Annotated in this window: 16 protein-coding genes; 5 read left to right on the forward strand and 11 right to left on the reverse strand. The window is 63.5% G+C overall.

Translation table 11 applies throughout. The features are described from left to right. Positions 1-170: 170 nt before the first annotated feature. Both FSY59_RS19870 and FSY59_RS19875 read right to left on the reverse strand, forming a co-directional pair. Positions 171-1,955 carry an ATP-binding protein gene (locus tag FSY59_RS19870; protein WP_148729499.1) on the reverse strand — a complete coding sequence of 595 codons (1,785 nt, stop codon included), beginning with the start codon at positions 1,953-1,955 and terminating at the stop codon, positions 171-173. Continuing rightward, entirely contained in the window at positions 1,955-2,629 is a 675-nt protein-coding gene (locus tag FSY59_RS19875; protein ID WP_003054305.1) for a response regulator, read from the reverse strand. Before FSY59_RS19875 ends, FSY59_RS19870 begins: the two co-directional genes overlap by 1 nt. Positions 2,630-2,813: 184 nt before the next feature. On the opposite strand from FSY59_RS19875, the gene FSY59_RS19880 reads away from it, so the two are divergent. The 3 genes from FSY59_RS19880 to FSY59_RS19890 all read left to right on the forward strand — a co-directional run bounded on the left by FSY59_RS19880 (position 2,814) and on the right by FSY59_RS19890 (position 5,570). After that, entirely contained in the window at positions 2,814-4,241 is a 1,428-nt protein-coding gene (locus FSY59_RS19880; RefSeq protein ID WP_148729500.1) for a prolipoprotein diacylglyceryl transferase family protein, read from the forward strand. A 74-nt stretch (positions 4,242-4,315) separates the two neighbouring features. Beyond that, positions 4,316-5,143: a thiol:disulfide interchange protein DsbG gene (gene dsbG / locus FSY59_RS19885; RefSeq protein WP_255439601.1), complete on the forward strand. Its 828-nt coding sequence runs from the start codon at positions 4,316-4,318 to the stop codon at positions 5,141-5,143. A gap of 76 nt (positions 5,144-5,219) precedes the next feature. Next, positions 5,220-5,570: a hypothetical protein gene (locus FSY59_RS19890; RefSeq protein WP_148729502.1), complete on the forward strand. Its 351-nt coding sequence runs from the start codon at positions 5,220-5,222 to the stop codon at positions 5,568-5,570. Positions 5,571-5,593: 23 nt separating this feature from the next. Here FSY59_RS19890 and FSY59_RS19895 read toward each other — a convergent pair whose 3' ends face one another. The 6 genes from FSY59_RS19895 to FSY59_RS19920 form a co-directional block, all read right to left on the reverse strand. Further along, a complete protein-coding gene (locus FSY59_RS19895) occupies positions 5,594-6,640 on the reverse strand; it encodes a patatin-like phospholipase family protein (RefSeq protein WP_003054295.1) in 1,047 nt (348 codons plus the stop codon). Between the two features lie 30 nt (positions 6,641-6,670). Beyond that, positions 6,671-8,797 carry an NAD-dependent DNA ligase LigA gene (ligA, locus tag FSY59_RS19900; RefSeq protein ID WP_003054292.1) on the reverse strand — a complete coding sequence of 709 codons (2,127 nt, stop codon included), beginning with the start codon at positions 8,795-8,797 and terminating at the stop codon, positions 6,671-6,673. A 64-nt stretch (positions 8,798-8,861) separates the two neighbouring features. Continuing rightward, positions 8,862-10,208, reverse strand: a complete 1,347-nt coding sequence (locus tag FSY59_RS19905) for a cell division protein FtsZ (RefSeq protein WP_148729503.1) — start codon at positions 10,206-10,208, stop codon at positions 8,862-8,864. 37 nt (positions 10,209-10,245) lie between these two features. After that, a complete protein-coding gene (gene smc / locus FSY59_RS19910; RefSeq protein ID WP_003054288.1) occupies positions 10,246-13,773 on the reverse strand; it encodes a chromosome segregation protein SMC in 3,528 nt (1,175 codons plus the stop codon). Positions 13,774-14,021: 248 nt separating this feature from the next. Next, positions 14,022-14,351 carry a YnfA family protein gene (locus FSY59_RS19915; RefSeq protein WP_003054287.1) on the reverse strand — a complete coding sequence of 110 codons (330 nt, stop codon included), beginning with the start codon at positions 14,349-14,351 and terminating at the stop codon, positions 14,022-14,024. Positions 14,352-14,401: 50 nt separating this feature from the next. Further along, entirely contained in the window at positions 14,402-17,539 is a 3,138-nt protein-coding gene (locus FSY59_RS19920; RefSeq protein ID WP_029158678.1) for an EAL domain-containing protein, read from the reverse strand. A gap of 559 nt (positions 17,540-18,098) precedes the next feature. Between FSY59_RS19920 and FSY59_RS19925 the strand changes: the two genes are divergently transcribed. Both FSY59_RS19925 and FSY59_RS19930 read left to right on the forward strand, forming a co-directional pair. Continuing rightward, positions 18,099-18,599: a flavodoxin family protein gene (locus tag FSY59_RS19925; RefSeq protein WP_019043662.1), complete on the forward strand. Its 501-nt coding sequence runs from the start codon at positions 18,099-18,101 to the stop codon at positions 18,597-18,599. Between the two features lie 170 nt (positions 18,600-18,769). Beyond that, positions 18,770-19,408 carry a TetR/AcrR family transcriptional regulator gene (locus FSY59_RS19930; RefSeq protein WP_003054281.1) on the forward strand — a complete coding sequence of 213 codons (639 nt, stop codon included), beginning with the start codon at positions 18,770-18,772 and terminating at the stop codon, positions 19,406-19,408. Positions 19,409-19,529: 121 nt separating this feature from the next. Here FSY59_RS19930 and FSY59_RS19935 read toward each other — a convergent pair whose 3' ends face one another. From FSY59_RS19935 to FSY59_RS19945, 3 genes are read right to left on the reverse strand one after another with little or no spacing between them, the layout of a single operon-like run. Next, positions 19,530-20,969 (reverse strand): efflux transporter outer membrane subunit, encoded by a 1,440-nt coding sequence (locus FSY59_RS19935; protein ID WP_029158677.1) that lies wholly within the window; start codon positions 20,967-20,969, stop codon positions 19,530-19,532. Beyond that, a complete protein-coding gene (locus FSY59_RS19940; protein ID WP_148729504.1) occupies positions 20,966-24,133 on the reverse strand; it encodes an efflux RND transporter permease subunit in 3,168 nt (1,055 codons plus the stop codon). Before FSY59_RS19940 ends, FSY59_RS19935 begins: the two co-directional genes overlap by 4 nt. 18 nt (positions 24,134-24,151) lie before the next feature. After that, complete coding sequence (locus FSY59_RS19945) at positions 24,152-25,450, reverse strand: efflux RND transporter periplasmic adaptor subunit (RefSeq protein ID WP_148729505.1); 1,299 nt, start codon at positions 25,448-25,450, stop codon at positions 24,152-24,154. Between the last annotated feature and the right edge of the window lie 100 nt (positions 25,451-25,550).

Below are 25,550 nucleotides of genomic sequence, written 5' to 3' on the forward strand. Positions count from 1 at the left end.
TTGGGCGGCGCAGATCTGCCGCGCATCAGGCCTGTGCCTGACGCCTACGTCTGAGCTGGGCAGTCACGGCCGAAGCAAGCCATGACAGCAAGCACATGGCCCGAAGATACCGAGGGAAGATTAAGAGCCAATTAATGCCGCCAGCAATTGGCTGCCGCTGCAGGACCGGGCTAATCGGGCAATGCCGCACAGGGCTTGATCGGCAGACATAAACGCGCCACCAGCCCCGTCACCGCAGGCTCCGCCTGGCCGTTCTGCTGCCTCCATTGCGCCAGGGGCAGCAATTCCAGCTCACCGCCGCCGCTCTGTGCGATGCGCTGCACGATTGCCAGGCCCAGGCCGCTGCCATGGGCCTGATGCTGCTTGCGCCAGAAGCGCTGGGTCGCCACGGCACAGTCCTCGCTGTTCAGCCCGGGTCCATGATCGATTACCGTGAACTCCAGATAACCGCAGGAATTGGCAGGCGTTGCCTGCAGCTTGTCGGCATCAGGCTGCACCAGGTGCGAAACATGACGTAGACCAAGCAGCACCGAAGATTCGCCAGGCCCTGCGTCTGCCGTCTGCCCATAGTGCAAGGCGTTCTCCATCAGATTGCGCAATGCCGACACCAGCAGGGGCTGAGGCAGGGCCACGCGCAAAGCCTGCAGCCGGGCATCCTCCAAATCCTGATCTGACGACCAGCGCAAGCGCTGCGATCCGGACGGAATGGCCGTGGCAGTGAGCTCCCGGGCCTTTTCCAGAGCCTCCCAGCCACAGGCCGGCTCGCCGCGGAAGCCACAGCCTTCCTCAGCTGCCGGCTGGCAATCCAGCCTGGCCAGCAGCAGCAATTGCTCCAGCGTGTGCTGCAAATGCTCCACCCCCTGTCCCGCCTGCTCGAGGGCCTGCCGGGTCATCTGCCACTGCATGGTCTGCGAAACAGGCCTGGAAGCAATGCCCGGGTTTGCGGCAGGCGAATGTTCCGTCAACGCCACCATCTGTGCGCCTGCATGGGCCACCGCCATCTGCGCCACCTGCACATGGGTTTTGACGGCTGTCAGCGGAGTGCGCAGCTCATGGGCGGCATCGTCGCTCCAGCGGCGCTCGCGCTCAATGGCTCGGTGCACGCGCTGCAGCAGGTGATTGATGGTCTGCACCAGCGGCGCCAGTTCCCTGACCTGCCGGCCTTGCGCCACGGGAGAGTCGTCGCCGGGCGGACGCTGGCTCAACTCCTGGCGCAGCGACTCCAGCGGCCGCAGGCCGCGCGTCACGCCCCACCACATCAGCACCATGCTGGCCAGCAGTGCCAGCACAAAGGGCAGGATGATGGTGTAGGCAAAGCCATGGATCAGGCCCTCACGCACATCGATGCGGTCGGCCGTGGCAATGCGCACGCCATGCTCCTCGAGCACATAGGTGCGCCAGGGCTTGCCGCCTTTGGTGATGCTCGAGAAGCCCAGCGGCAGCGGCCCCTGGAAGCTGGGTGCGCCTGCGGTGCGGGCCAGCACCTGGGAATCGCCGGGTTCGGCGCCACGACCAGATTCTGCAGTCCCGCCAGGGGCGGTACTGCCAGTCTTTGCAGCCCTGACACGCGGCACATCCAGCGGAGACGCAGGAATCAGGGCCGGGCGCGCATCCGCCTTGCCCGTGGCTCCGCCAGCCTCGGCAGCAGCGGCTGCCTCCATGGCGCCAGGCGCGGGGGCGGTCTGCACCTCGCTGCGAATCATGCTGACCTCGCAGGCCACGCCATCGCGCGCCACCACGTTGAGCATGGGGCCCCAGTCCTCAGGACTGGCGTTCTGGGGTTTGAACTGATGGACGATGCCCGCCACCATGCGGGCCGAGGCGATCAGCCGGTCGTCAAGCACCGAGCGCAGCTCATGCCGCATGTCGGCAAACATCCAGGCGGCCACGCCACCCCATAGCGTGCACAGCGCCAGGCACAGCCAGACCAGCAAGCGGACCCGCAGACTGCGCATCAGCGCCCGCCCCCTTGCACACGCCCCAATCTGAAGCCCACGCCACGCACGGTCTCCACCATGTCCGAGCCCAGCTTGCGGCGCAGGTGATGCACATGCACGTTCACGGCATTGCTCTCCACATCGAGGCTGTAGCCGTAGAGGCTGTCGCGCAACTGCTCCAGACTTAGCACGCGCCCTGGTGACTGCAGCAGCGCACGCAGCAGCGCCCACTCACGGCGCGACAAATCCACGGCACAGCCCCCACGCATGGCCTGGCCGGCAGCCAGATCCACATTGACATCGCCCAGCACGATCCAGTCCACGGTACGCCCCGCAGCACGGCGCAGCAGCGCATGCAGTCGCGCCGCCAGTTCGTGCAGATCGAAGGGCTTGACCAGATAGTCGTCGGCCCCGGTCTGCAATCCTTCGATACGCTGACCCACTGCATCACGTGCGGTCAACACCAGCACGGGCAGCGCCAGCCCCTGGCTGCGCCAGCGCGCCAGCAGATGCAGACCATCCTCATCAGGCAGACCCAGATCCAGCACACACACGTCAAAGTGGGAGGATTTGAGCGCCGCATCGGCCTGGCTGGCGCAACCCACCACGTCCACACCAAAGCCCTGTAGCTGCAGGCCCGCCTTCACCCCGCTGGCGACCAAAGCGTTATCTTCCACTAACAGCACATGCATTTTTTCATTGCGCAACCGTCACCCGCACCATCGTTTCCAGCAACCGGGCAGGTGTTGAGCGCCTTGTTTATCCGAATCGGGCGAGCATCGCAGATTTGTCTTTTCGCAGCGTTAACCCCTGCTTAATCCCCTGCGCCCAAGATCACGGCCAGCCCCATCCAGGACCGACCACCTCCGCTCGCTCATGTTTCTTCGCTTCATCGCAGTCCAAGCTCTGCTTTCAGCCCTGCTGCTGGCAGGCACGGCTGCGTGGTCACAGCCGCTGAGCCCGCCCGGCCTGAGCGCTGGCAGATCCGCTGCGCAATCCTCGATTCTGGGTGCTGAACAGGCTTTTGCACTGACGCCACCGGAGCAAAACGCCATCAGGACAGAGGCCGACGATCGTCGCCGGCTGGAGCTGCACTGGACTATTGCCCCCGGCCATTACCTCTACCGCGACCAACTGCGCCTGCGCGATGCGCTGGGCCAGGCGCTGCCGCTGCGGATTCCTCAGGGGCAGTCGCGGGACGATGCCTTTTTTGGCAATGTGCAAGTCTTTCATCAGGAGCTGCGCGTTCAGGCCGCGCTGCCCGAGAGACCCGAGCAGTGGCCGCTGGAATTGCAGTGGCAGGGTTGCGCCGAGGCCGGCATCTGCTACCCGGTGCAGCAGCAGAGCATCAGAGCCGCTCAGTTGGACCTGGACAAGACGGCGCAGCCAACCACCCCGGATCCTGTCAATACCGCAGCCGCTTCAGCCAGCCCACTGCAGGCACTGGCACTGCCGGCCAGTGTGCTGATCGGCCCTCTTGCCTTTCCCAGCATGGCACTTGCAACGTTTCTGGCCATGTTTGCAAGCCAGTGGTGGGCGAGGCGCAAGCAGCGCCAAGGCGCTCAGCCCATGGAGGCCCTGCTGCTGCGTGCCACGCTGGCTGGGCTGCTGGCGGCACGTGCGACCTATGTAGCTCAATGGTGGCCCGAGTATTGGTCGTCCTTGAGGGCATCTCCGACCGGCGCGTTGCAGATCCTGGATATTCGCGATGGCGGCTGGAACCTCTGGGCCGGACTGCTGGCGGCAGCACTCTGGGGCGCTTGGAGCGCACGTCGGCATGCGGTTTTGCGGCGCGGCATGCTGCAGTCCCTGGGACTGGGGGCTTTCATCCTCGTGACGGCTTATGCGCTGCGCAACTGGGTGGAGCCCACCAGGCCCTTGCTACCAGCGCTGACGCTGGTCAGCGCTGGCGCTCAGCCCACGGACTTGCGCAGCTATCGGGGCCAGGCGCTGGCCATCAACCTCTGGGCCAGCTGGTGCCCGCCCTGCAAACGCGAAATGCCGGTACTGGCCCAGGCACAAAAAGACCATCCGGAAGTGCGTTTCATCTGGATCAACCAGGGCGAGGACGCGGCCACCGTGCTGCGCTATCTGCAATCCATGCCCTTGCCCGTCTCCCAGGTGCTGCTGGACCCGGAGCAGCTCGCCAGCCGGCACTGGCAGCAGCGCGGCTTGCCTTCCACCTATTTCTATGACGCGAGCGGGCAGCTCCGATCCATGCGCATGGGAGAGCTCTCGCGTGCCACCCTGGCCGAACAGCTGCGCACCATTGCCCCTGCTCGACCTGCTCGACCTGCTCCATGACTCAAGACTGACAAAGGTTTATCGTGCCCCGCCCACTGCCGCTGTCATGCCCGCTTTCTGCACTGATTTTTCCCGTGCTCGCCGCCACTGCCGTTACCGTGGTGGCCGTGGCCCATGCCCGCGATGTGATTGCCGCCAGCAAAGCCGCCGCAAGCAGTGTTGCAGCCGGCGATCTGCCGTCGGCGCAGTTCCTGGCCGAACAGGGCCTGCAGATCGTGGGACCCATGCAAAGCTCCGGCGGCCTCAAGGCCTGGGCTGCCTACCGCGATCAGCAGCCGATTCCCATCTACCGCATGCCTGACGGCAAGCACTGGGTGATCGGCACCGTCATCGATGCCCAGGGCAAGGATGTGAACGCCAAGGCCTTGCACAGCGCGGTACAGCAGCCCATGGGTCAGGAACTCTGGGCCGATCTGGAAAACACCCGCTGGATTGCCGATGGCAGGCCTGATGCCCCTCGCATCGCCTATGTGTTCACCGACCCCAACTGCCCCTACTGCAACCAGCTCTGGCGCGAAGCAAGGCCGCTGGTGCAGGCAGGCCAGTTGCAGCTGCGCCATATTCTGGTCGGCATGCTGCGTCCCAGCAGCGAGGGCAAGGCCGCTGCCATTCTGGGCTCCCGGGTTCCGGAGCAGGCTCTGGCCAGCCACGCCATGGCCTATGCCGATGCCCCTGGCAAAAATCCCGATGCCCTTGGCATTGCGCCGCTGCAGCGCATCCCTATGTCGGCCCGCGATGCGCTGGCCAATAACGCTGCGCTGATGAGCAGTGCGGGCTTGCGCGCCACGCCCGTGACGATCTGGAAGAACGTCCAGGGCCTGGTGCAGATCCGCACCGGCATGCCGCCGGGGCTGCTTGAAGAACTGCTCGACAACACCCCAGGCAAGCCAAGCCCTCAATAAGAGGTGAATTGCCTCAAAACCCATGCACCGACTATGCAAGCAGCTATCATCACGGTAGCAAATCCATACAAATACCATGAGCCGCCCTGACTGGAAGACCCTGCTGCCCGCCCTGAGCCCTGCCAGCCGCATCGTGCTGCACGCCCCCAGTCCGCAAGCGCTGGCCCGCGCACGCGGTAATTTCAAGAACCTGAAAGCCGCCAACCCCGAGCTGAAGGTCTGGATCGTCGTCAACGCCCAGGCTGTGCAAGCCGTGCTGGACCAGCCGGACGATCTGGGTCCGGCATTGGCGCAGGTGCTGTTATGCCCCAACACGCTCAGAAACAACGGCCTGAGCGCCCCCGAAAACATTCAGGTGCTGCCCATGGGCGCCGTGGAAGCCATCGCCCGCATGCAGCAGGATGGCTGGACCTATATCCGCAGCTGAGCGGGCGGGCGCCGGATTCAGGACTACAGCCCCCAGTCCCTGAGCGCAGGCAGCGCCAGCTGGGTTGCGGCATAGCCTTCGTCGATGGACTCACGCCCCCGGTAGAAATCCATCAGTCCGACATGCGAGAGACGCGGCGCTATCAGCACCTCGGCCGGGTCTCCCGCCATGCGGCTGCGCGTGATGCGCATCTGCATGATGTTGACACTGGCCATGACCACATTGACCAGCGAGGGCACGGGCATGGAGTCGTCACCCTCGTCAAACCCTCCCCCCTTGCGCCCCCTGCGCATGACGGTTGAGGACAGCGTCTTCACGCTGGTCATGCTGCGCTTCCAGGCCCCTGTCCAGCCGAGCGGTGAACCGTTCGCGGCCAGCGCTTCGGGAATCTGGCCCAGCGGCAGCGGGGGCTCCTCGTCTTCCCTATGCAGCGCCGAGACCTTGAGCTCGCGCCCGTGCATCCTGAGCTCGCTCTCGCCCATGTCCGCAGCTCTCATATGCCTGCGCATGATGTCGGCATTCAAATCGACGGCAATGACGATATCCGCCCCCATGGCGCGCGCCAGCGAGACCGGGACAGGATTGACCAGGCCGCCGTCGACCAGCAACCGCCCTTCACGCATCACCGGGGTGAACAATCCGGGCAGGGCGATGGAAGCACGCACGGCCTCGGCAATCGAGCCCTTGCGCAGCCAGACTTCGGCTCCCGTCTGCAGGTCGGTGGCCACGCAGCCGAACGGCGTGCCCAGCTCCTCCACGGTTTCCTGCACGAAATTCTCGCGCCAGAACTCGATGATCTTCTCGCCCTTGAGCAGGCCGCCGCCCAGATTGAAGTCCATGAAGCCGAAGACCTTGCGCTTGCCCAGACCCAGCACCCAGCTCTCGAAGGCATCCATCTCGCCGGCCGCGTAGGTTGCACCGACCAGCGAACCAATGGAAGTGCCGCAGATGATGTCGGGGCTGACGCCTGCCTCGCGCAGCGCGCGCAACACCCCAAAATGCGCCCAGCCTCTCGCAGAGCCGCTGCCCAGGGCCAGGCCCACCACGGGTTTGCGTCGCAATTTGTTCATAAGGCCTTCCCTGCCACTTTCACAGATGGTTCAACCGGGCTGCTCGCCCCGCAGCAATGCCAGCATCCCGGCCTCGTCCAGCACAGGCACGCCCAGCTCCTCGGCCTTGGCCAGCTTGCTGCCAGCCTCAGCCCCTGCCACCACATAGCTGGTTTTTTTGCTGACCGAACCCGAGACCTTGGCTCCCGCCGCCTCCAGCATGTCCTTGGCCACGTCGCGGCCCAGTGTGGGCAAGGTACCGGTCAGTACCACGGTCAGCCCAGCCAGAATCTGGGGCGCTTTCTCGACTGGCTCGCCTTCCTCCCAGTGCACGCCGCAGGCGCGCAGCTGCTCCACCACCTCACGGTTATGGGGCTGGGCAAAAAAGGTGTGAATGCTGTCGGCCACCACCGGCCCCACATCTTTGACCTGTAGCAACTCCTCCACGCTGGCGTCCATGATGGCATCGAGCTTGCCGAAATGCTTGGCCAGATCCCTGGCCGTGGACTCGCCCACATTGCGGATGCCCAGACCAAACAGAAAGCGCTGCAGCGTGGTGCTCTTGGATTTCTCCAGGGCCGCCAGCACGTTCTGGGCCGACTTCTCGGCCATGCGATCCAGCGCCGCCAGCGAACTCAGGCCCAGTCTGTAAAGGTCTGGCAGCACGCGTACCACCTGGCCATCCACGAGCTGATCGACCAGCTTGTCGCCCAGACCTTCGATATCCATGGCACGGCGATGCGCAAAGTGCAAGATGGCCTCCTTGCGCTGCGCGCCGCAGAACAGGCCGCCCGTACAACGGTGATTGGCCTCGCCTTTTTCGCGCACCACCGCGCTGGCGCAGATGGGACAGGTCCTGGGCATGCGGAAGTTCGGCACGTAAACCGGCCGCTCGCCCGGCACCCGCCCCACCACCTCGGGGATCACGTCGCCCGCACGGCGCACTATGACCTGGTCGCCCACGCGCACACCCTTCTTGCGAATGTCGAACAGATTGGACAAGGTGGCATTGGTCACCACCACACCGCCCACCTGCACCGGAGCCAGGCGCGCCACGGGCGTGAGCTTGCCCGTGCGCCCCACCTGCACGTCGATGGCTTCCATCAGCGTAGGCATCTCCTGTGCGGGATATTTGTGCGCCACGGCCCAACGCGGCTCGCGCGACTTGAAGCCCAGCCGACGCTGCAGGGCCAGGCTGTTGACCTTGTAGACCACGCCGTCGATTTCATAAGGCAGATTGGCGCGCTCGGCTCCGATGCGCTGGTGAAACGCGACCAGCTCGGAAGCACCCCGTGCCAGGGCGACCTGCGGTGCCACCGGAAACCCCCAGGATCTCAGCGTCTGCAGCATGGCGTAGTGCGTGCCGAAGTCCGGCCCGCCCTGCTCTGGCGGCGTGATCTCACCCAGGCCGTAGGCGAAGAACGACAGCGGGCGCTGGGCCGCGATACTCGAGTCGAGTTGCCGCACCGAGCCGGCTGCCGCATTGCGCGGGTTGGCAAAGGTCTTGGCACCGGCAGCCTGCTGGCGCGCATTGAGCTTTTCCAGATCGGCCTTGGCCATATGCACCTCGCCGCGCACCTCCACCACGGGCGGCACATTGCGATCTGCGGGCAGGGACAGCGGAATCTGGCGAATGGTACGGATATTGTGGGTGACGTCTTCCCCCACCTCGCCATCGCCGCGCGTGGTGGCCTGCACCAGGCGGCCGTTTTCATAACGCAGATTCATGGCCAGACCGTCGAACTTGGGTTCGGCCACATACTCGATGGCAGCTGCGGATGCATCCAGCCCCAACTCCTTGCGCACGCGCTGGTCGAAGGCCATGGCGCCCGTGGCCTCATTGTCGGTCTCGGTCTGAATGCTGAGCATGGGCACGGCATGACGCACGGGCGTCAGGCCATCCAGCACTGCACCGATCACGCGTTGCGTGGGCGAGTCCGGGGTGACGAGGGCCGGGTAAGCGCCTTCGAGTGCTTCCAGTTGCTGATAGACACGGTCGTATTCGCCATCAGGCACCGTGGGAGCATCGAGCACGTAGTACTCATGTGCCCATTGCCAGAGCTGGGCGCGCAATGCAGCCACCTTGCTCGTCACGCTTCCCGGCACCCCCGCATTGATAGCATCCTGCGCTTTCTGGCCCTGGGACTCAGCGGAAAAAAGGTCTAAATTCTCGGTCATGCTCTGCCCGCTGGAAATTCACGGTCTGGGATAAAAAAGGCCAACATCGTTGGCCCTGTTTGTTTTAGCTGAAAAGCCTTCTGGCGAGAAGCGATCCGGCCGACAGCTCTGCGCTGTCGAGCTTGTCGTAGAGCAGCTCCAGGTCATGCTGAATCGGGTCCAGCGCCGAGACCGGCAGCAGATAGCCATTCTGGTCGCAGAGCACGCCGTCCATGGTCTGGCACAGCTGCTCCGCCACCTGGCGCAGACGCGCAAACGGCTGCTGCCCGCGCGGTACCTGGGCCACGTCCAGGCTGAGCAGGAATTCGCGCACGACGGACTGATCCAGATCGTCGCCCATGGCGGCCTGGGGGTCGTAGTTCAGTACCAGCACGGGCGGCAGGCCCTGGATGGGCGAGGCCAGCACCATGCGCCCCGGCATGGGCGTGATGACAAAGCCCAGGCGCTGCGCATTCTGCTGCACATAACCGGCACTCCAGGATGCCTGACGCGCCCGCAGCATAAAGCTCAGCTGCGCATCGTGCTCGCTGGCGAACTGATCGAGCTCGCGTGCCCGCGAGACCTCGTTGAGCATATTGGGCACATCGGCCATGGCGCCCAGCGCATCGGCAAAGCGCTGGACCTTGGTGACGAACTCCGAGAACTCGATCTCGTTGAGCGCACCGGTACGGTTGGCCAGTTGCACCCCGGCCTGAAAACCCAGATAGCGTTGACCGGTCTGCAGCGGCTCCCACTGCCTGCTCTCCTGGTTTATGCCCTCGATGGCAAACGGCTTGTTGCCGGCACGGCGGGTGCTGGGCTGGGCCTGCAGAGCCACTTCGCCAGGAACGATCTGAGCCACCGTGACAGGCGCGATCGCATCGATCAGCGCATCCAGATGGCCACGGCGCTCCACGGACGAGGCAGGAGGAATCGAAACGGCCAGAGGGGCGTCCGTCAACACGGGCTCCACAGCCTGCTCGGTCACGGCAGCAATGGCGGCATCCGTGCGCTGAGCGGTCGCCTCTTGCATCGCCCCGGCGTGCCCGGCTTCGGCAAGCTCGGCTTTCTGCTGTGCGGCAGCCAGAGCTTCCTGGCGCTGTGCTTCTTCATGGGCTTCGCGCGCCACAAGTCGGGCCAGCTCGGCATCGGCTTCGGCAAAGCGCCCCACGGACTCCGGCATCTGCAGAGGCTCGGTTCCGGGAATGGCGTTGCCAAAATCGCCCAGCACGGGCTCGTGCTGGTACTTGGTCAGATCCGCGCCATGACCGACAGTGTTCATGCCGGGTTCGAGACGCTGAGGATCTGTGCTTTCTTCCTCGGGCTCGGCCCGCCTGGGAGCATTGCGACGCGCAGTCCAGGCGTTGTAGGCAACGATCAGCGCCAACAGCACCACTCCCAGGACGGCCAGACTGATTTGCAAGTTACTCATGTGAGAAAACGGTTCTTCAATAGGAGGATGACCGGGCTCAGGATAGCTCAGCCATGGAGAGGGCGGACTCCATGTCCACCGCAACAATTCGTGAAACGCCCTGCTCCTGCATGGTCACACCGATCAACTGCTCCGCCATTTCCATGGCGATCTTGTTGTGGCTGATGAACAGGAACTGGGTGCCCTTGCTCATGCTATGAACCAGCTTGGCATAGCGCTCGGTGTTCGCATCGTCCAGCGGCGCATCCACTTCATCCAGCAAGCAGAAGGGCGCAGGGTTGAGCTGGAAGATGGCAAACACCAGCGCAATCGCGGTCAAGGCCTTTTCGCCGCCCGAGAGCAGGTGAATGGTCTGGTTCTTCTTGCCCGGCGGCTGGGCAATCACCTGCACGCCGGCATCGAGGATTTCGTCGCCGGTAATCACCAGCTTGGCCTGACCGCCGCCGAACAGCTCGGGGAACATGCGACCGAAGTGACGATTGACGATATCGAAGGTGCCGGTCAGCAGATCCCGCGTCTCGGCGTCGATCTTGCGGATCGCCTCTTCCAGGGTATTCATGGCCTTGGTCAGATCGTCCATCTGCGCATCGAGGAAGGTCTTGCGTTCGCGTGCCAGGGTCAGCTCGTCGAGCGCGGCCAGATTCACCGCCCCCAGGGCCTGAATTTCCCGATGCAGACGATCTATCTCGCCCTGCAGACCGTGAAGACGCACATTGCCCTCGGCAATGGATTGCGACACCGCCGCCAGATCGGCATTGGCCTCGGTCAGCAGATTGCTGTATTGCTCCAGGCCCAGGCGCGCAGCCTGCTCCTTGAGCTGGAATTCGGTGATGCGCTGGCGCAGCGGATCCAGCGCCTTTTCCAGGCTCTGGCGACGCTCGTCGCTGGCGCGCAGCTTGTTCGTCAGATCCTCATATTCGCTGCGGCGCTCGGCAACGTCCTTTTCGCGCTGCATCTTCAAGTCCAGCGCATCCTGCAGACCGCCCTGCGCTGCCGCATCCGACAGCCGGGCCAGTTCGTCCTGGGCGCGCTGCTGCTCATCGGCCAGCGATCTGGTTTGCTGGCTGGCGGTTTCGATGGTGCGAGACAGCTCCGCGCGACGCGCGTGCAGCGTGCGCTGCGAGAAGGTCGCCTCCTGGGCCTGACGCTCCAGGCTGCGCAGCTGCTCGCGCGACTCGTTCAAGCGACGCTCGGCATCCAGCACGCGATCGCCCAGCTGGGCATGGCGCTCCTGGCTGTCGGCCAGCTGCATGTCCAGTTCCTCGAAGCGCGCCTCGGCAGCCACCTTGCGCTCTTCAATATCGGAGAGCTGGGCTTCGACTTCGGACAGATCCGCCGTGATCTGTGCATTGCGGGCACGCGCCTGCTCGGCCAGCTGCGACAGGCGCAGGGTTTCGACCTGCAGCTCATGGGCCCGGCTTTGCGACTCACTCGCTTCGCGGCGCGCGGACACCAGGCGCTGCGAGGCATCGGCATAAGCGCTTTCGGCGCGTACCAGAGCCGAGCGCGACTCATCGGCAATCAGTGACTGGGCACGGACTTCCTTCTCGAGATGCTCGATCTCCTGCGCCCGTGCCAGCAGACCCGATTGCTCGGAATCCTGGGCATAGAAGGTCACGCTGTGCGCGGTCACCGCATGGCCTGTGGGCACATAAATGGTCTCGCCGGCCTGCAGATCGGCGCGCTTGGCCAGGGCCTCGTCGAGTGTGGGCGCGGTATAGCAGCCCGTCAGCCAGTCCACCAGCACGGTGCGCAGGCCGACGTCGCTGATCTTGAGCAGATCGCTGAGGCGCGCAAAGCGCGCATCTGCCGGGACACCCGGAGCCTGAGCCTGGCTGAAGAAGGCCAGCCTCGCTGGCGGAGCATCCTGCCCGCCCGAGCCCAGAAAACCGCGCACCATGTCAAGGCGACCGACTTCCAGCGCCCCCAGACGTTCGCGCAGCGCGGCTTCCAGCGCGTTTTCCCAGCCCGATTCGATGGCAATGCGGCTCCATAGCCCCTGCAAGCCGTCCAGCCCATGCTTGGCCAGCCAGGGCTGGAGCTTGCCATCGGTCTTGACCTTTTCCTGCAAGGCCTTCAGAGCCTCCAGCCGCGCCGACAGATCGGCATGCCGGCTGTTCTCCGCATTCAATGCCTGCTGGCGCGCGCGACGATCCTCGTCGAGCTGCGGCACGCTGTCCTGCAGTTCGTTGAGCACGGCATCCGCCATCTCGGCCAGCTCCTGGGCCTCGGCCAGCTGTGCCTGCAAATTGTTCAGACGTGCCTCGTCCGGCGTCTCCAGCGCATTGCGGTCGGTCCGCAAACGCTCGTAACGGGTTTCGAACTGGCGACGCTGCTCGTCCAGGCTGCGCTGCTCGGCGGCCAGCACCTGAATCTGCTGCTGCACCTGCACCACGGAGTTGCGTTGCTCGGCGTCGGCCTTCTGCGCCTTGTGCCAGGCTTCCTCCAGGTCGGGCAGACGGCCACTTTGCTCCTCGAGCTGTGCGGCCAGCATCTCGGCCTGCTCCTCGGCATCCATGCCCGCGCCTTCGATGTTCTCGATCTCGCCCTGGGCCTCTTCGCTGCGGCTGCTCCACAACAGCAGCTGCTCTGCCAGTTGCTGCAGGCGCTGCTGCACGCGCTGGCGGCCTTCGACCACATAGCGAATCTCGGCTTCCAGCTTGCCGACCTCGGCCGTGGCTTCATAGAGCTTGCTCTGCGCCTGATTGACCTGATCGCTCGCGTCGTAGTGCGATTGGCGCAGGGTCTCGAGTCCGCTTTCGTTGTTGCGGATATCGGCCATGCGCTCTTCGAGCTCGTTGACGACCTGGAGGCCTTCGACACGCACACGGTCCTGCTCGGCCTCGGCCTCGGCCCGCTTCATGAACCACAGCTGATGCTGCTTGAGCGTGACCTGGGCGTTCAGGCCGTTGTACTTGGCCGCAACTTCGGCCTGCTTTTCCAGCTTGTCCAGATTGGCATTGAGCTCGCGCAGAATGTCTTCCACACGGGTGAGATTCTCGGTCGTGGCCGAGAGGCGGTTTTCCGTCTCACGACGACGCTCCTTGTACTTGGAAACCCCGGCCGCTTCCTCGAGGAACAGGCGCAGCTCTTCGGGGCGCGACTCGATGATGCGGCTGATCGTGCCCTGGCCGATGATGGCGTAGGCACGCGGCCCCAGACCCGTGCCCAGAAACACGTCCTGCACGTCGCGGCGACGCACGGGCTGGTTGTTGATGAAGTAGCTGCTATTGCCTTCGCGCGTGAGCACGCGCTTGACGGCGATTTCGCCGAACTGGCCCCACTGGCCGCCCGCGCGATGGTCGCTGTTGTCGAAGCTCAGCTCCACACTGGCGCGGCTGGACGGCTTGCGATGCGTGGTGCCGTTGAAGATCACGTCCTGCATGGACTCGCCACGCAACTCGCTGGCCTTGCTCTCGCCCAGAACCCAGCGCACCGCATCCATGATGTTGGACTTGCCGCAACCGTTGGGTCCCACCACACCGACCATCTGCCCCGGCAGAATGAAATTGGTGGGCTCGGCAAAGGACTTGAAGCCGGAGAGCTTGATGGAATTCAGGCGCACAGTGTCAGTGTCGGTCTAGAAGCTGGCCTGCGAAGGCTTGTGGTGGGGAAGAGAAACGCCAACAGCAACGGCAGCCATGCAAAGCCTCAAGGCCCTGCCCGTGCTCGCAACCATTAGCAGAAGGGAATCATAACGCGGCCTGCCCCTTCGTCAGCCAAGATTGCTGCATACACACAAACCATAGCTACCTGCGCTTTCGCGCTAAGGGCTGGGGCGGATTTCAACCGCCAAACCCGCCGAGAGCTGCCTCAGGCGCGCGGCTGAAAGGCGATCAACCCGGCTCCCAGCAGGCAGACGGCAACTCCCGCCATATCCCAGGCGCTGGGTTTGACGCCATCGACCAGCCACAGCCACAAAAGCGCCATGCTGATGTAGATGCCGCCATAGGCGGCGTAGATGCGGCCCGAGGCCGAGGGATGCAAGGTCAGCAGCCAGACAAACAATGCCAGGCTGGCCGCTGCAGGCAGCAGCAGCCAGACGCTGCCACCCTGCTTGAGCCAGAGCCAGGGCAGATAGCAGCCCACGATCTCCGCCACGGCGGTCAAGGCAAACAGCAGCAAGGTCTTGATTTCAGGCAATTCGTACTCTCACACAGCGAAAAGCAGGCATTGTAGAGACCGCAACTGCCTCAGCGCATGGACACGGGGCTGAGCGCCGGCGTCGCAGAACCCGGCACATTGCCATTCGTGACCAGGCCCTCGAACTCGCCGACCGGCACGGGTGGGCTCATCAGATAGCCCTGCCATGCATAGCAGCGTATGCCCTCGAGGAAACGGCACTGAGCCTGCGTCTCCACGCCTTCGGCAATCACATGCAGACCCAGACTCTTGGCCAGGGCCACAATGGTGCGGGCAATGGCCGCATCATTGGGGTCGGTCAGCACGTCACGCACAAAGCTGCGATCGATCTTGAGCTGATCCAGCGGCAGCCGCTTCAGATAAGACAGCGACGAATAGCCGGTGCCGAAATCGTCCAGCGAGAATCCGATGCCGTAGGACTTGAGGCGCATCATCTTGGCGATGGTGTCGTCCACATCGGCCACCAGCATGCCCTCCGTCAGCTCCAGCTTGAGCCGGCGCGCATCGGCCCCATGCTCGGCCAGCGCCTTGAGCACCTGCTCGACAAAGCCGCTCTGGTGAAACTGCTTGGGGCTGACATTGACCGAGAGCACCAGTTGCGCATAGCGGGGATGCTTGGCCCATTTCGCCAGCTGCTGACAGGCCGCCCTGAGCACCCAGTCCCCCAGAGGCAGGATGACGCCGGTTTCTTCGGCCAACGGAATGAAGTGGGCGGGCGGAACAAAACCTTTTTCAGGGTGCTTCCAGCGCAGCAGACCTTCGGCACCGATCACCTTGCCCATTTCCACCTGGGGTTGATAGAACAGCTCGAACTCGCCGGCCTGCAGGCCTGCTCGCATGTCCTGCTCCAGCGTACGGCGCTCCTGCAAGGCCGATTGCAGCTGCGGATCAAAGAAGCAGCTGACATTGCGTCCCTGACTCTTGGCCTGGTACATGGCCATTTCAGCGCGGCGCTGCACTTCCTCACCCGTCAGCTCGGGCTCGCCAAACAGGCTCAGGCCCATGCTGACGGTGATGGAGCGCAGCACTCCGCCGATCTCTATGGGCTCGCGCAAGCGGTTCAGCCATTGATCGGCCTGCTGCTCCAGCCTGGCGGCTGCCGCCACGGAGTCGCCGCCCAGATCCTCGATCAGCAGCACAAAATCGTCACCGCCCTGGCGGGCAATCGTGGCCCCCGAAGGCAGCAGACCACGGATGCGCTGACTCATCGACTGCAGCAGCAGATCGCCCTGATCCAGGCCGTAGGCCTCGTTGAAGGCCTTGAAGTTGTCGATATCCAGCAGTACCACTCCACCGAAATGGGCCTTGCGCTGGGCCATGGCCAGCGCCTGCTGCAGCCGGTCGGCCAGCAGGCGGCGGTTGGGCAGTCCTGTCAGGGCGTCGTAGAAGGCCAGACGACGGACCTCTTGCTCGGCCGCCATGCGCTGGCTCTGGTCCTGCAGCACCATCAGGCATCCATCGGCCTGCAACACGGCGCTGACCGCCACCGGGCGGCGCAGGCCATCAAGACCTCTGAGCATCAAGGTCTGTGCAGATACGGTGCACGCCGCAGCCTCGGTGGCAAGCTCGTCCCACGGCGCGTCCTGGCCATCGACGCGCTCGTGTTCGGAGCGGCGAAGCTGCAAGATCCGGCTGGCCTGTGCCTTGGCGACCTGCCAGCGCTGGATCACGCGCTCGCGCTCTGCGGTGTCGGGGAACATGCGCTCCCACCACTGCTGGGTTGACACGCTGGGCTTGCCGCCATAGCCGGCCAGACGCAGAAACTCCTCGTTCCAGTACACCAGGCGCCCATCCAGATCCTCCATGACCAGCCCTACCGGCAACCTTTGCATGAGACTGCGCAACTGCTGGTGACCCAGCCGCTCCATCTGCTCCAGGCGCTTGCGCCCGCTGATGTCCTGCACCAGCACCTGCAATCGACGGGACTCATGACGCCCGGTCAGAAACGCGTTGAGCTCCACCCAGATCGGTGCGCCACTCTTGGAGCGCAGACAGAACTCGCCCGCGTTGTGCTGAAACTGCTGCAGGTCCAGCCCTTCGAGAAGCTGGGCGCACTGGGCCTGGTCTTCAGGCATGACCAGCTCCAGCACGCTGCGCCTGTGAATGTCCTGGGCTTCGTAGCCCAGCAGCCTGCAGAAATGCTGGTTGACCTTGAGCACGCTGCGCGTGGCGATATCCAGCTCGAGCACGCCCATGGCGGCCTGCTCGCACATGGCATGAAAGCGCGCGTCGCTCTCCTGGCGTGCCTGCGCACTGAACTTGAGGCGCCGGCTCCAGCTCCAGCGACTTTGCCACCAGCCCGAAACCCAGGCGGCCAGCACCAGCCCCGCCAGCAGGCCGGCAGCCAGCACCAGCCATGGCAGGTATCGCTCAAGCCGTCTCTGGCTGCTGAGCGCGGGCTTGAACTGCAGCGACCAGATACGGTCGTACACCTGTATCTGTCGCTCCAGCGGCTTGATCGCGGCAAACTCCGGATGGGTTTCCGCCTCCGCCCACAAGGAGCCGGTGAACAGGATCTCCGAGCCGCTGGCAAGCAGCGACAGCGGCAAGGCCGGCCGTTTGTGGTCCATGCCGACCTTGGGCAATGGGTCGGCGGGGCTGAGGTCCACCAGCTTGAAAGCGACCTGCGGATAAAGATTGGCCGGAACCAGCCCTCTGGCAAATTCACCGAGCCGGATCCGGGCATCGACCGTTCCAAGCAGCTTCTCGGAGCCGTTGTAGCCCCCTTCCTGGGTAGCAGCGGGCCATAGCGGCGCACGCAATGCAACGCCCTTGGGGCTATCGGGCAGTTGCAGAAAGCGAAATGGTGCCGACATCGACATCTGGCGCGAATTCCATGCCTGCATCAGACCATGAAATGCCGCTGCCGGCTGACGCGCATTGCTTCCCGCCAGAGCCTCGTTGTCGATCAACGGCCAGACATAGGAAACCTCGAAGGCCTGGGAATCACGCGCAAGATCGGTGTGCAGTTCCTCGTTCACCGCACGGGTCAGACTCAGTGCCTGCAGCCCGACCAGGCTTTCACGGCTGAGCAAGGCATGGGCATGCTGGGAAAACATCTGCTGACCCGCATCCGCATCACTGCCCATTTGCTCGGCCAGCTTGGCAAGCAGCCGGTCATAGCTGCCCAGGCGCTGCTCCAGGGATCGCGTTGCCATATCGGCACTGAGCTGCAAACGCTGTTGCATGCGCGACTCCTGGCTCTGATGAAGCAGCCAGCTCCCCAGACAGCCACAGGAAATCCCAAAACCCAATGCCAGCAGCGCCAACCAAGGTTTGCGCACTGTCATCACTGGCTGAGTTGCGAATTGCGGCATGCAAAAAACACAAGATTCCTGAGTTGCGAAGTGGCTCCGGTCCGCAGTAGCGCCTTGCAGCAAAGGCTGCGACACCATGAGCCAATGGGAGGAGCGACATAGTTTGTAGGAACAAACCTACAGCCAAAGAACATTCACGCCAAGTGATTACCCTGAAAGGCTTGCCATGATTGCTTCTAGATTTAGATCAAATCATAGGCATAAGCTTGTATATCCAATACAAAGCGCTGCAAAATCAAGAGCAAGCCACCACCTCGAAATTGACAAATGTCAATATTTGTCGGAGCTTAGTCCTATTCCGGCCTCATCACAAACCACGACAATTTGTATCTTTTCTGCAACAATCAAGCAGAACCACAGTGCGGAACCCGGTTATTTCCGCCTGCAGGCGAGTGAGTAACAAGGTTTTTCCACCGGCAACAGAGCAACCATGTCCCAACGCCCGACCCTGCTGATCATCTACCACTCCCTGACGGGCGGCACGCTCCAGATGGTCGAAGCCGCCAGTGCCGGCGCCCGCCAGGAAGCATCCGTGCAGGTCCGCCTGCTGCATGCGACCGAGGCCGGCCCGCAAGACCTGTTGCAGGCCCAGGGCTATCTGTTTGCGACGCCGGAGAATCTGGCGGCCATCAGCGGCCTCATGAAGGATTTTTTCGACCGAAGCTATTACGGCGTGCTCGACCGGGTACAGGGCCGCCCCTATGCCAGTCTGGTCTGTGCGGGCAGTGACGGTCATAACGCAGCCAGACAGATGGAACGCATTGCCACCGGCTGGCGTCTGAAGGCCGTGGCGGAGCCGCTCATCATCTGCACCCATGCCCAGACACCGGAGGCCATACTGGCCCCCAAGCAGATCCCGGCCACCGATCTCCAGCGCTGCGAAGAATTGGGCCAGTCGCTGGCCGCCGGGCTGGCTTTGGGCATTTTTTAGAAAAGCCAGGGTTTGCCCGCATCATTCCGCGCAGGACAGGCTCCAGACAAAGTCAAGAATGGGGCCTTCGAATCGGCTTGTATAAATGTGCCATCATTGAGTGCGCATGCTTTTCTGCGATGCGCGCTCCCAAGCAGGCATAGTCTGCGACTTCACCAGCTCTTGCGTCCATGATTGAACCAGACACCGCACGTCCCAAGCGCACGCCTCGCGGCCCCAGTCCGCAAAAGACCCAGGCCACGCGCCGCTCCATCGTGGCGGCTGCGTTTGCAGAATTTCTGGAACACGGCTATGCGCGTGGCACCACGGCTTCGGTGGCACAGCGCGCGGGACTGTCAAAGGTCACGCTGTTTCGCTATTTCGACAGCAAGGAAGCCCTGTTCGAAGCTGTCATCCAGACACATATCGCCTCGGCCGCCGTGGCCTTGCAGTCCAGCCCCATGCACGAGCATGAATCGGTGGGCGAATATCTGCTGCGCACCGTGGGCGCCGCTGCGGAGGTCATAGACAGCAGCGGCCGCTCTGCCACGGCCAGACTGGTCGTCGCCGAAGGCCTGGAGTTTCCGCTGCTGGCGCAGATGTATCGTCGCTATGTCCACGACGCCTTGCTCGAGCATTTCACCCGGCTCGCGCAGCTGGCCGCCAAACGTGGAGAGCTCAAGGCACCGGAGCTGGTGCAGCACCCGGAATTGCTGCTTGCGCCGCTGTGGCTGGCCATGATGAACAACACCGTCATTCATCCCGAAGTGCCCATGAATGCCGGAACCCTGTTCCGGCTCCAGGTTACCCTGCTGTTCAAGATACCTTGAGTGTTGGCGCGCCAGAATTTCAATCAAATCCGGCCAATCGCTTACTCGTAAAGCGCTAGTAGCTATCAAAAAAACCGCAGTCTCTCGGACTGCGGCTTTGTTTCAGGAGCGCGTTCACCCATCAACCCGGCTGTGGCGCCTCTTCTCCACCCAGTGCCTTCCACAGGGTCACGCGGTTGAGCTGCTCCGACAGGCGCAGGCCTATCAAGGTCTGCTGCGCGGTATAGAGGCTGCGCTGCGCATCCAGCACCGTCAGATAGTTGTCCACACCGGCCTTGAAGCGAGCATTCGACAAATCAAAGGCTTTTTGCGTATTGGCCACCATGCTGGTCTGGGCGTCCAGCCGCTCGCCCCACTGGGCACGGTCGGCCAGCACATCCGCCACCTCCTTGAAGGCGGTCTGCACAGACTTCTCGTACTGACTCAGTGCAATGCGCTGATTGCTCTCGGCTACCTGTACATTGGCGCGGTTGCGGCCGCCATCAAAAATCGGCAGCTTGACCAGAGGGATGAAACTCCAGGTGCTGTTGTTGTTGCCGAACAGGCGGTCCAGCTCGTTGCTTCCGGTACCGACACTGCCGGTGAGCGTGATGCTGGGAAACAGCGCCGCTCTGGCTGCGCCGATATTGGCATTCATGGCCTGCAGATTGCGTTCCGCAGCCTGCACATCCGGGCGCTTGAGCAGCACCGATGAAGGCAAAGGCACAGGCACGACCTTGAGAGCTGCCGTGTCCGCCGCGCCCGTCAGGGTCTGGGCAGTGGGCAGAAGTTGCGCAGGCACCGGACCGCCCACCAGCAACTGCAGGGCATTGCGGTCTCTGTCGACCTGAGAGGTATAACTCGCCACGTCACCGCGCGCCGTATCGACCGTGGTCTGGTTCTGGGCCAGCACCAGGCCGGAGGTCGAACCCAGCTCATGCATGCGCCGAGTCAGCTCGAAAGCCTTGATGCGGCCGTCCAGCGTGTCCCTGGCCAGCTGCAGGCGCGCCTGATCGGCCGCCAGCGTCAGCCAGGCATTGGCGACATCAGCCACCAGACCGATCTGCACATTGCGCCGGTTGTCCTGGCTTTGCAGAAACTGCTGCAACGAGGCTTCGCTCAGATTGCGGATGCGTCCCCACAGGTCCAGCTCGTAGCTGGCGAAACCCAGCTGGGCCGTGTATTGCTCGGTGACGCTGGAGCGCCCTGCCGTCGTCAGATCCCCTGCGGTGCGGGTGCGATTGCTCTGCGCCTGGGCCGTGATGCCCGGCAGCAGATCGGCTCTTGTGATTCCGTACTGGGCGCGCGCCTTCTCGATGTTTTCCAGCGCGACGCGCAGATCGCGATTGTTGCTCAGCGCCAGCGCCACCACCTCGCGCAGCTGCGGCGACTGCAACCATTGCAGCGCCTGGGCCTGTTGCAGCGCTGCCTCGCTGGCCTTGGCCGGCACGGCGTTGCCGGAGACAGTCTCGGGCACGGGCAGATCAGGCGCTCTATAGGCCGGAGCCAGGTTGCAGCCCGCCAGCAAAGCCGTTACTGCCGCAATGGCCATGGTCGAAAATTTCATGCTCGGGCGCCTCATGCCGCGCTCTCCTTGTTGACGTCAGCCGCTTCATCGCTGCGCGAGCGGCTCTTGAACCAGCTGCGCACCAGCAGGAAGAACACCGGCACGAGGAAGATACCCAGCACCGTCGATGCCACCATGCCGCCCAGCACGGCCGTGCCGATGGCGTTGCGACCACCAGCGCCAGCGCCGGTGCCGATGGCCAGCGGGATCACGCCGAAACCAAAGGCCAGAGAAGTCATCAGGATGGGACGCAGTCGCAGACGCACGGCTTCCACCGTCGCATCGAACAGCTTCTTGCCCTGCTCCTGCAGCTGTACTGCAAACTCCACAATCAGGATCGCGTTCTTCGCCGCAAGACCCACGGTGGTGAGCAGGCCGACCTGGAAATACACGTCGTTGGTCAGGCCACGGGTATAGGTCGCCAGCAGCGCGCCCACCACGCCCAGCGGCACGGCCAGCATCACCGACAGCGGCACCGTCCAGCTTTCATAGAGTGCGGCCAGGCACAGGAAGACGAACAGAATCGAGATGGCATACAGCATGGGTGCCTGCGCACCGGACTGGCGCTCCTGCAAGGAAGCTCCCGTCCATTCGTAGGCAATGCCGTTGGGCAGCTTCTTCAGGATGTCTTCCACCGTCTCCATGGCGGTACCCGAGCTGATGCCCGCTGCGGCACGGCCTTCAAACTCATAGGCCGGGCTGCCGTTATAGCGCAGCAGCTGAGGCGAACCATAGGCCCAGTAGGTTTTGGAGAACGCGCCAAACGGCACCATCTCGCCCTTGTTGTTGCGCACCGTCCATTTGGCGATATCGGTGGGCAGCATGCGGTACTGGGCATCGCCCATGATGTAGACACGCTTGACGCGGCCGTTGTTCAGGAAGTCGTTCACATAGGTGCCGCCCATGGCGCTGGAGAGCACGCTGTTGATGTCGCTGTACGCCAGCCCCAGAGCGGCAGCCTTGCGGTCATCCACATCCACGCGCAGTTCGCTGGCGTCTTCCAGATTGGTGGTGCGCACAGCCGTCAGCAGATTGTTGGCACGCATTTCGCCAAGCACCTGATCACGGGCGGCGAGCAGCGCTTCATGGCCGACACCGTTGATGTCCTTGATCATGAAGTTGTAGCCCGAGCTCGAACCCAGGCCGCGCACTGCAGGCGGCAACACCACCTGCACGCGCGCATCACGGATGCCGGCCAGATCCTTGGTCGCCTTGTTCGCAATGGCCGCGGCCGATTGCGAAGGCAGCGGACGCATGCTCCAGGGCTTCAGACGAATGAAGCCGCGCGCCGAGCTCTGGTCGCCGTTGAGGCCCGAAACCTGGTTGAAGCTGATCACGTCCGGCTGCTTGGCCAGATACTCGCGCACCTGGTCAAGCACTTCCTGCAGACGGGCATCCGAAGCACCCGACGGCAGATTGACGTTGACATAGACAAATCCCTGATCCTCGTCCGGCAGGAACGAGGTGGGCAGCTTGGCCATCAGCAACCAGACCGCGGCCAGCACGGCCAGGAAGATCAGCATCATGCGCTTGGTCCGGCCCAGGCTGAAAGCCACGGTGCTCTGGTAGCGGTTGGCCGCGGCATCAAAATTGCGGTTGAACCAGCGGAAGAACCGGTCGTTGATGCCCAGCCCCCCGGAGCGTATGGGGCGCTCGTGGCCATCTCCGTGACCGCGATCCGGGGCCTTCAGAAGCGTCGCGCACAGCGCCGGCGTCAGCGTCAGGGCCACGAACACGGAAAGCGCCATGGCCGCCACGATGGTGATGGAGAACTGGCGATAGATCACACCGGTCGAGCCGCCAAAAAAGGCCATGGGCACGAATACCGCCGACAGCGTGACCCCGATGCCGACCAGCGCGGGCGTGATTTCCTTCATGGACTGGCGCGTCGCCTCCTTGGGAGACTTGCCCGTCTCGTGCATCACCCGCTCCACGTTCTCGACCACCACGATGGCATCGTCAACAAGCAGGCCGATGGCCAGCACCATGGCAAACATCGTCAGGGTATTGATGGAGAAACCCGCAACGGACAGCACGCCGAAGGTGCCCAGCAGCACCACCGGCACGGCAATGGCGGGGATCAGCGTGGCACGGAAGTTCTGCAGGAACACGAACATCACTATCACCACCAGCACCATGGCCTCGCCCAGCGCATGCACCACTTCGCTGATCGAGGCCCGCACAAAGGGCGTGGAGTCCGAGCTCACGAAATAGTCGATCTGGTTGGGGAAAAAGGGCTTGAGCTCTGCCAGCTTGGCGGCCACGGCATCCGACACCGCCATGGCGTTGGCACCGTCGGCCAGGATGATGCCCATGCCTGCGCCCGGCATGCCGTTGAGCTTGGCCTGAATGGACAGGTTGTCGGCCCCCAGCTCCACCCGTGCCACGTCCTTGATGGTGACGACAGAGCCGTCATTCGAGGACTTGAGCACGATGTTCTCGAACTGTTCCACGGTCTTGAGCTTGGTACGCGCCGTAATGGTCGCGTTCAGCTGCTGGTTCTGCACCGCCGGCAAAGCGCCCAGCTGACCCGCCGAGACCTGGGCATTTTGCGCGTTGAGCGCGCTGCTCAGATCGGAGGGAATCAGCCCGTATTTCTCCATCTTGGCCGGGTCCATCCAGATGCGCATCGCATAGGGCGTACCGAAGACGTTGATGTCACCGACGCCTTCGATGCGCCCGATGATGTCCACCAGATTGCTGTTGATGTAGTCGCCGATGTCCACGGCGGTCACAGCCTCATCGGGCGAATAGAAACTGTAGGTGACCAGAAAATCCTGGCCGCCCTTGTTGATGAAGACGCCACGCGTCTTCACGGAGTCCGGCAGGCGGTTGACCGCGCCCTGGATCTTGTTTTGCACCTGCACCTGGGCCACGTCGACATTGGTGCCCGGAGCAAAGGTCAGGGTAATACGGGCCTGACCGGAGGCATTGCTGGTCGAGCTCATATAGAGCATGTTGTCGATGCCCTTGATCTGCTGCTCGATGATCTGCGTCACCGAGTTTTCGACCGTCTCCGCCGAAGCGCCCGTGTACTGGGCGCCGATGGTCACCCTGGGCGGAGCGATCTCGGGGTACTGCTCCAGCGGCAGCAGCTTGATCGACAAAGCCCCTGCCAGCATGATGATGATGGCGATGACCCACGCAAAGATGGGCCGGTTGATGAAGAACTGAGCCATGTGTGTCGCCTGCCTTGCTTACTTCTTGGCAGGCGCATCGGCAGCGGCCTGGACGGGCGGCTCGCCACGCTGGCTCTTGCGCTCGGCCTTGGCCTTCAGATCCACTTCCACGGTCTGGACCTTGTCGCCGGGCTTGATGCGCTGAAAGCCATCCACCATCACACGCTCGCCGGCTTTCAGGCCCGTCTTGAGCAGCCAGAAAGCACCCACGGCGCGATCGAGTTCCACATCGCGCTTTTCAACCACATCGCCGTCCTTGACGACCATGACATTGGCGCGTCCGGTCAGATCGCGGGTCACCGACTGCTGCGGCACCAGCAAGGCATCGGGTGCCAGGGCCGTCGGCAGCAGGGCCTTCACATACATGCCGGGCATGAGCATGCCGTCGGGATTGGGCACCTCGGCGCGCAAGGTCAGCGTGCCGGTCGTGTCGTTGACGATCACGCCGGCAAAGGCCAGCTTGCCCTGATGCGGGTAGTCGCTGCCGTCGTCAAGCTGGATGCGCACGGGAATCTTGTTGCCTTCCACCTTCTGGTAGCGGCCGGACTCCAGATCTCGCTTGAGCTGCATCAGGTCGGAGCTGGACTGGGTGAAGTCCACATACATCGGGTCCAACTGCACGATGGTGGTGAGCGCAGTGGCCTGGCTGGCCGTGACCAGCGCGCCGGGCGTGACGGCAGACAAAGCGATGCGTCCGCTGATCGGCGCCTCGATACGGCTGTACTTGAGATTGATGCGCGCGGTTTCCAGGTTCGCCTTGGCCACCGCCACGTCAGAAGCGGACTGGGCTGCCGCCGCCTGGCTTTCGTCAAAGGCCTGCTTGCTGATGGCGTCGATCTTGACCAGCTCGGCATTGCGCCGCGCCGTGGCCGCCAGCGTGCGCTGGCTGGCTTCGGCCTTGGCCACGGCTGCCGCCGCACTGGCCTCGGCAGCCTTCAGCGATGCGGCATCGATCTGGTAGAGCTGCTGGCCCTGCTTGACCTGAGCGCCTTCGGTGAACAGGCGCTGCTGGATGATGCCCGAGACCTGGGGACGCACTTCGGCCGTCATGAAAGCCCGAGTACGCCCTGGCAGACTGGCATCCAGCTGCTGGCTTTGGGACTGCAAGGTGACCACTCCGACCTTGGGCTCGGACTTGGCCTGGCCTTTTTGCTCCGCCTCGGGCTTGGAGCAACCCGCCAGCGCCGCAGCGATCAGCATGGCGCCCACAGCCAGCGTCCAGCGCTGCTGGCGATGCCGCTGCCGGCCTGCACCGGGCAGGCAAGAAAAATGCGCCTCTCGGCGCGGTCTCGGCGAAGCGGACTGGTCAATCTTCATACGTGGAACGGTCTGAACTAAGGAACTTGTCAACATTGTGCGCCGACAATATTAATAAAATGTAAAGCTGCCAAGAGCGCAATGGCATGCCGGCAATCAC

The sequence above is a fragment of the Comamonas sp. Z3 genome (assembly GCF_008121565.1).
Classification (GTDB): domain Bacteria; phylum Pseudomonadota; class Gammaproteobacteria; order Burkholderiales; family Burkholderiaceae_C; genus Comamonas; species Comamonas brasiliensis.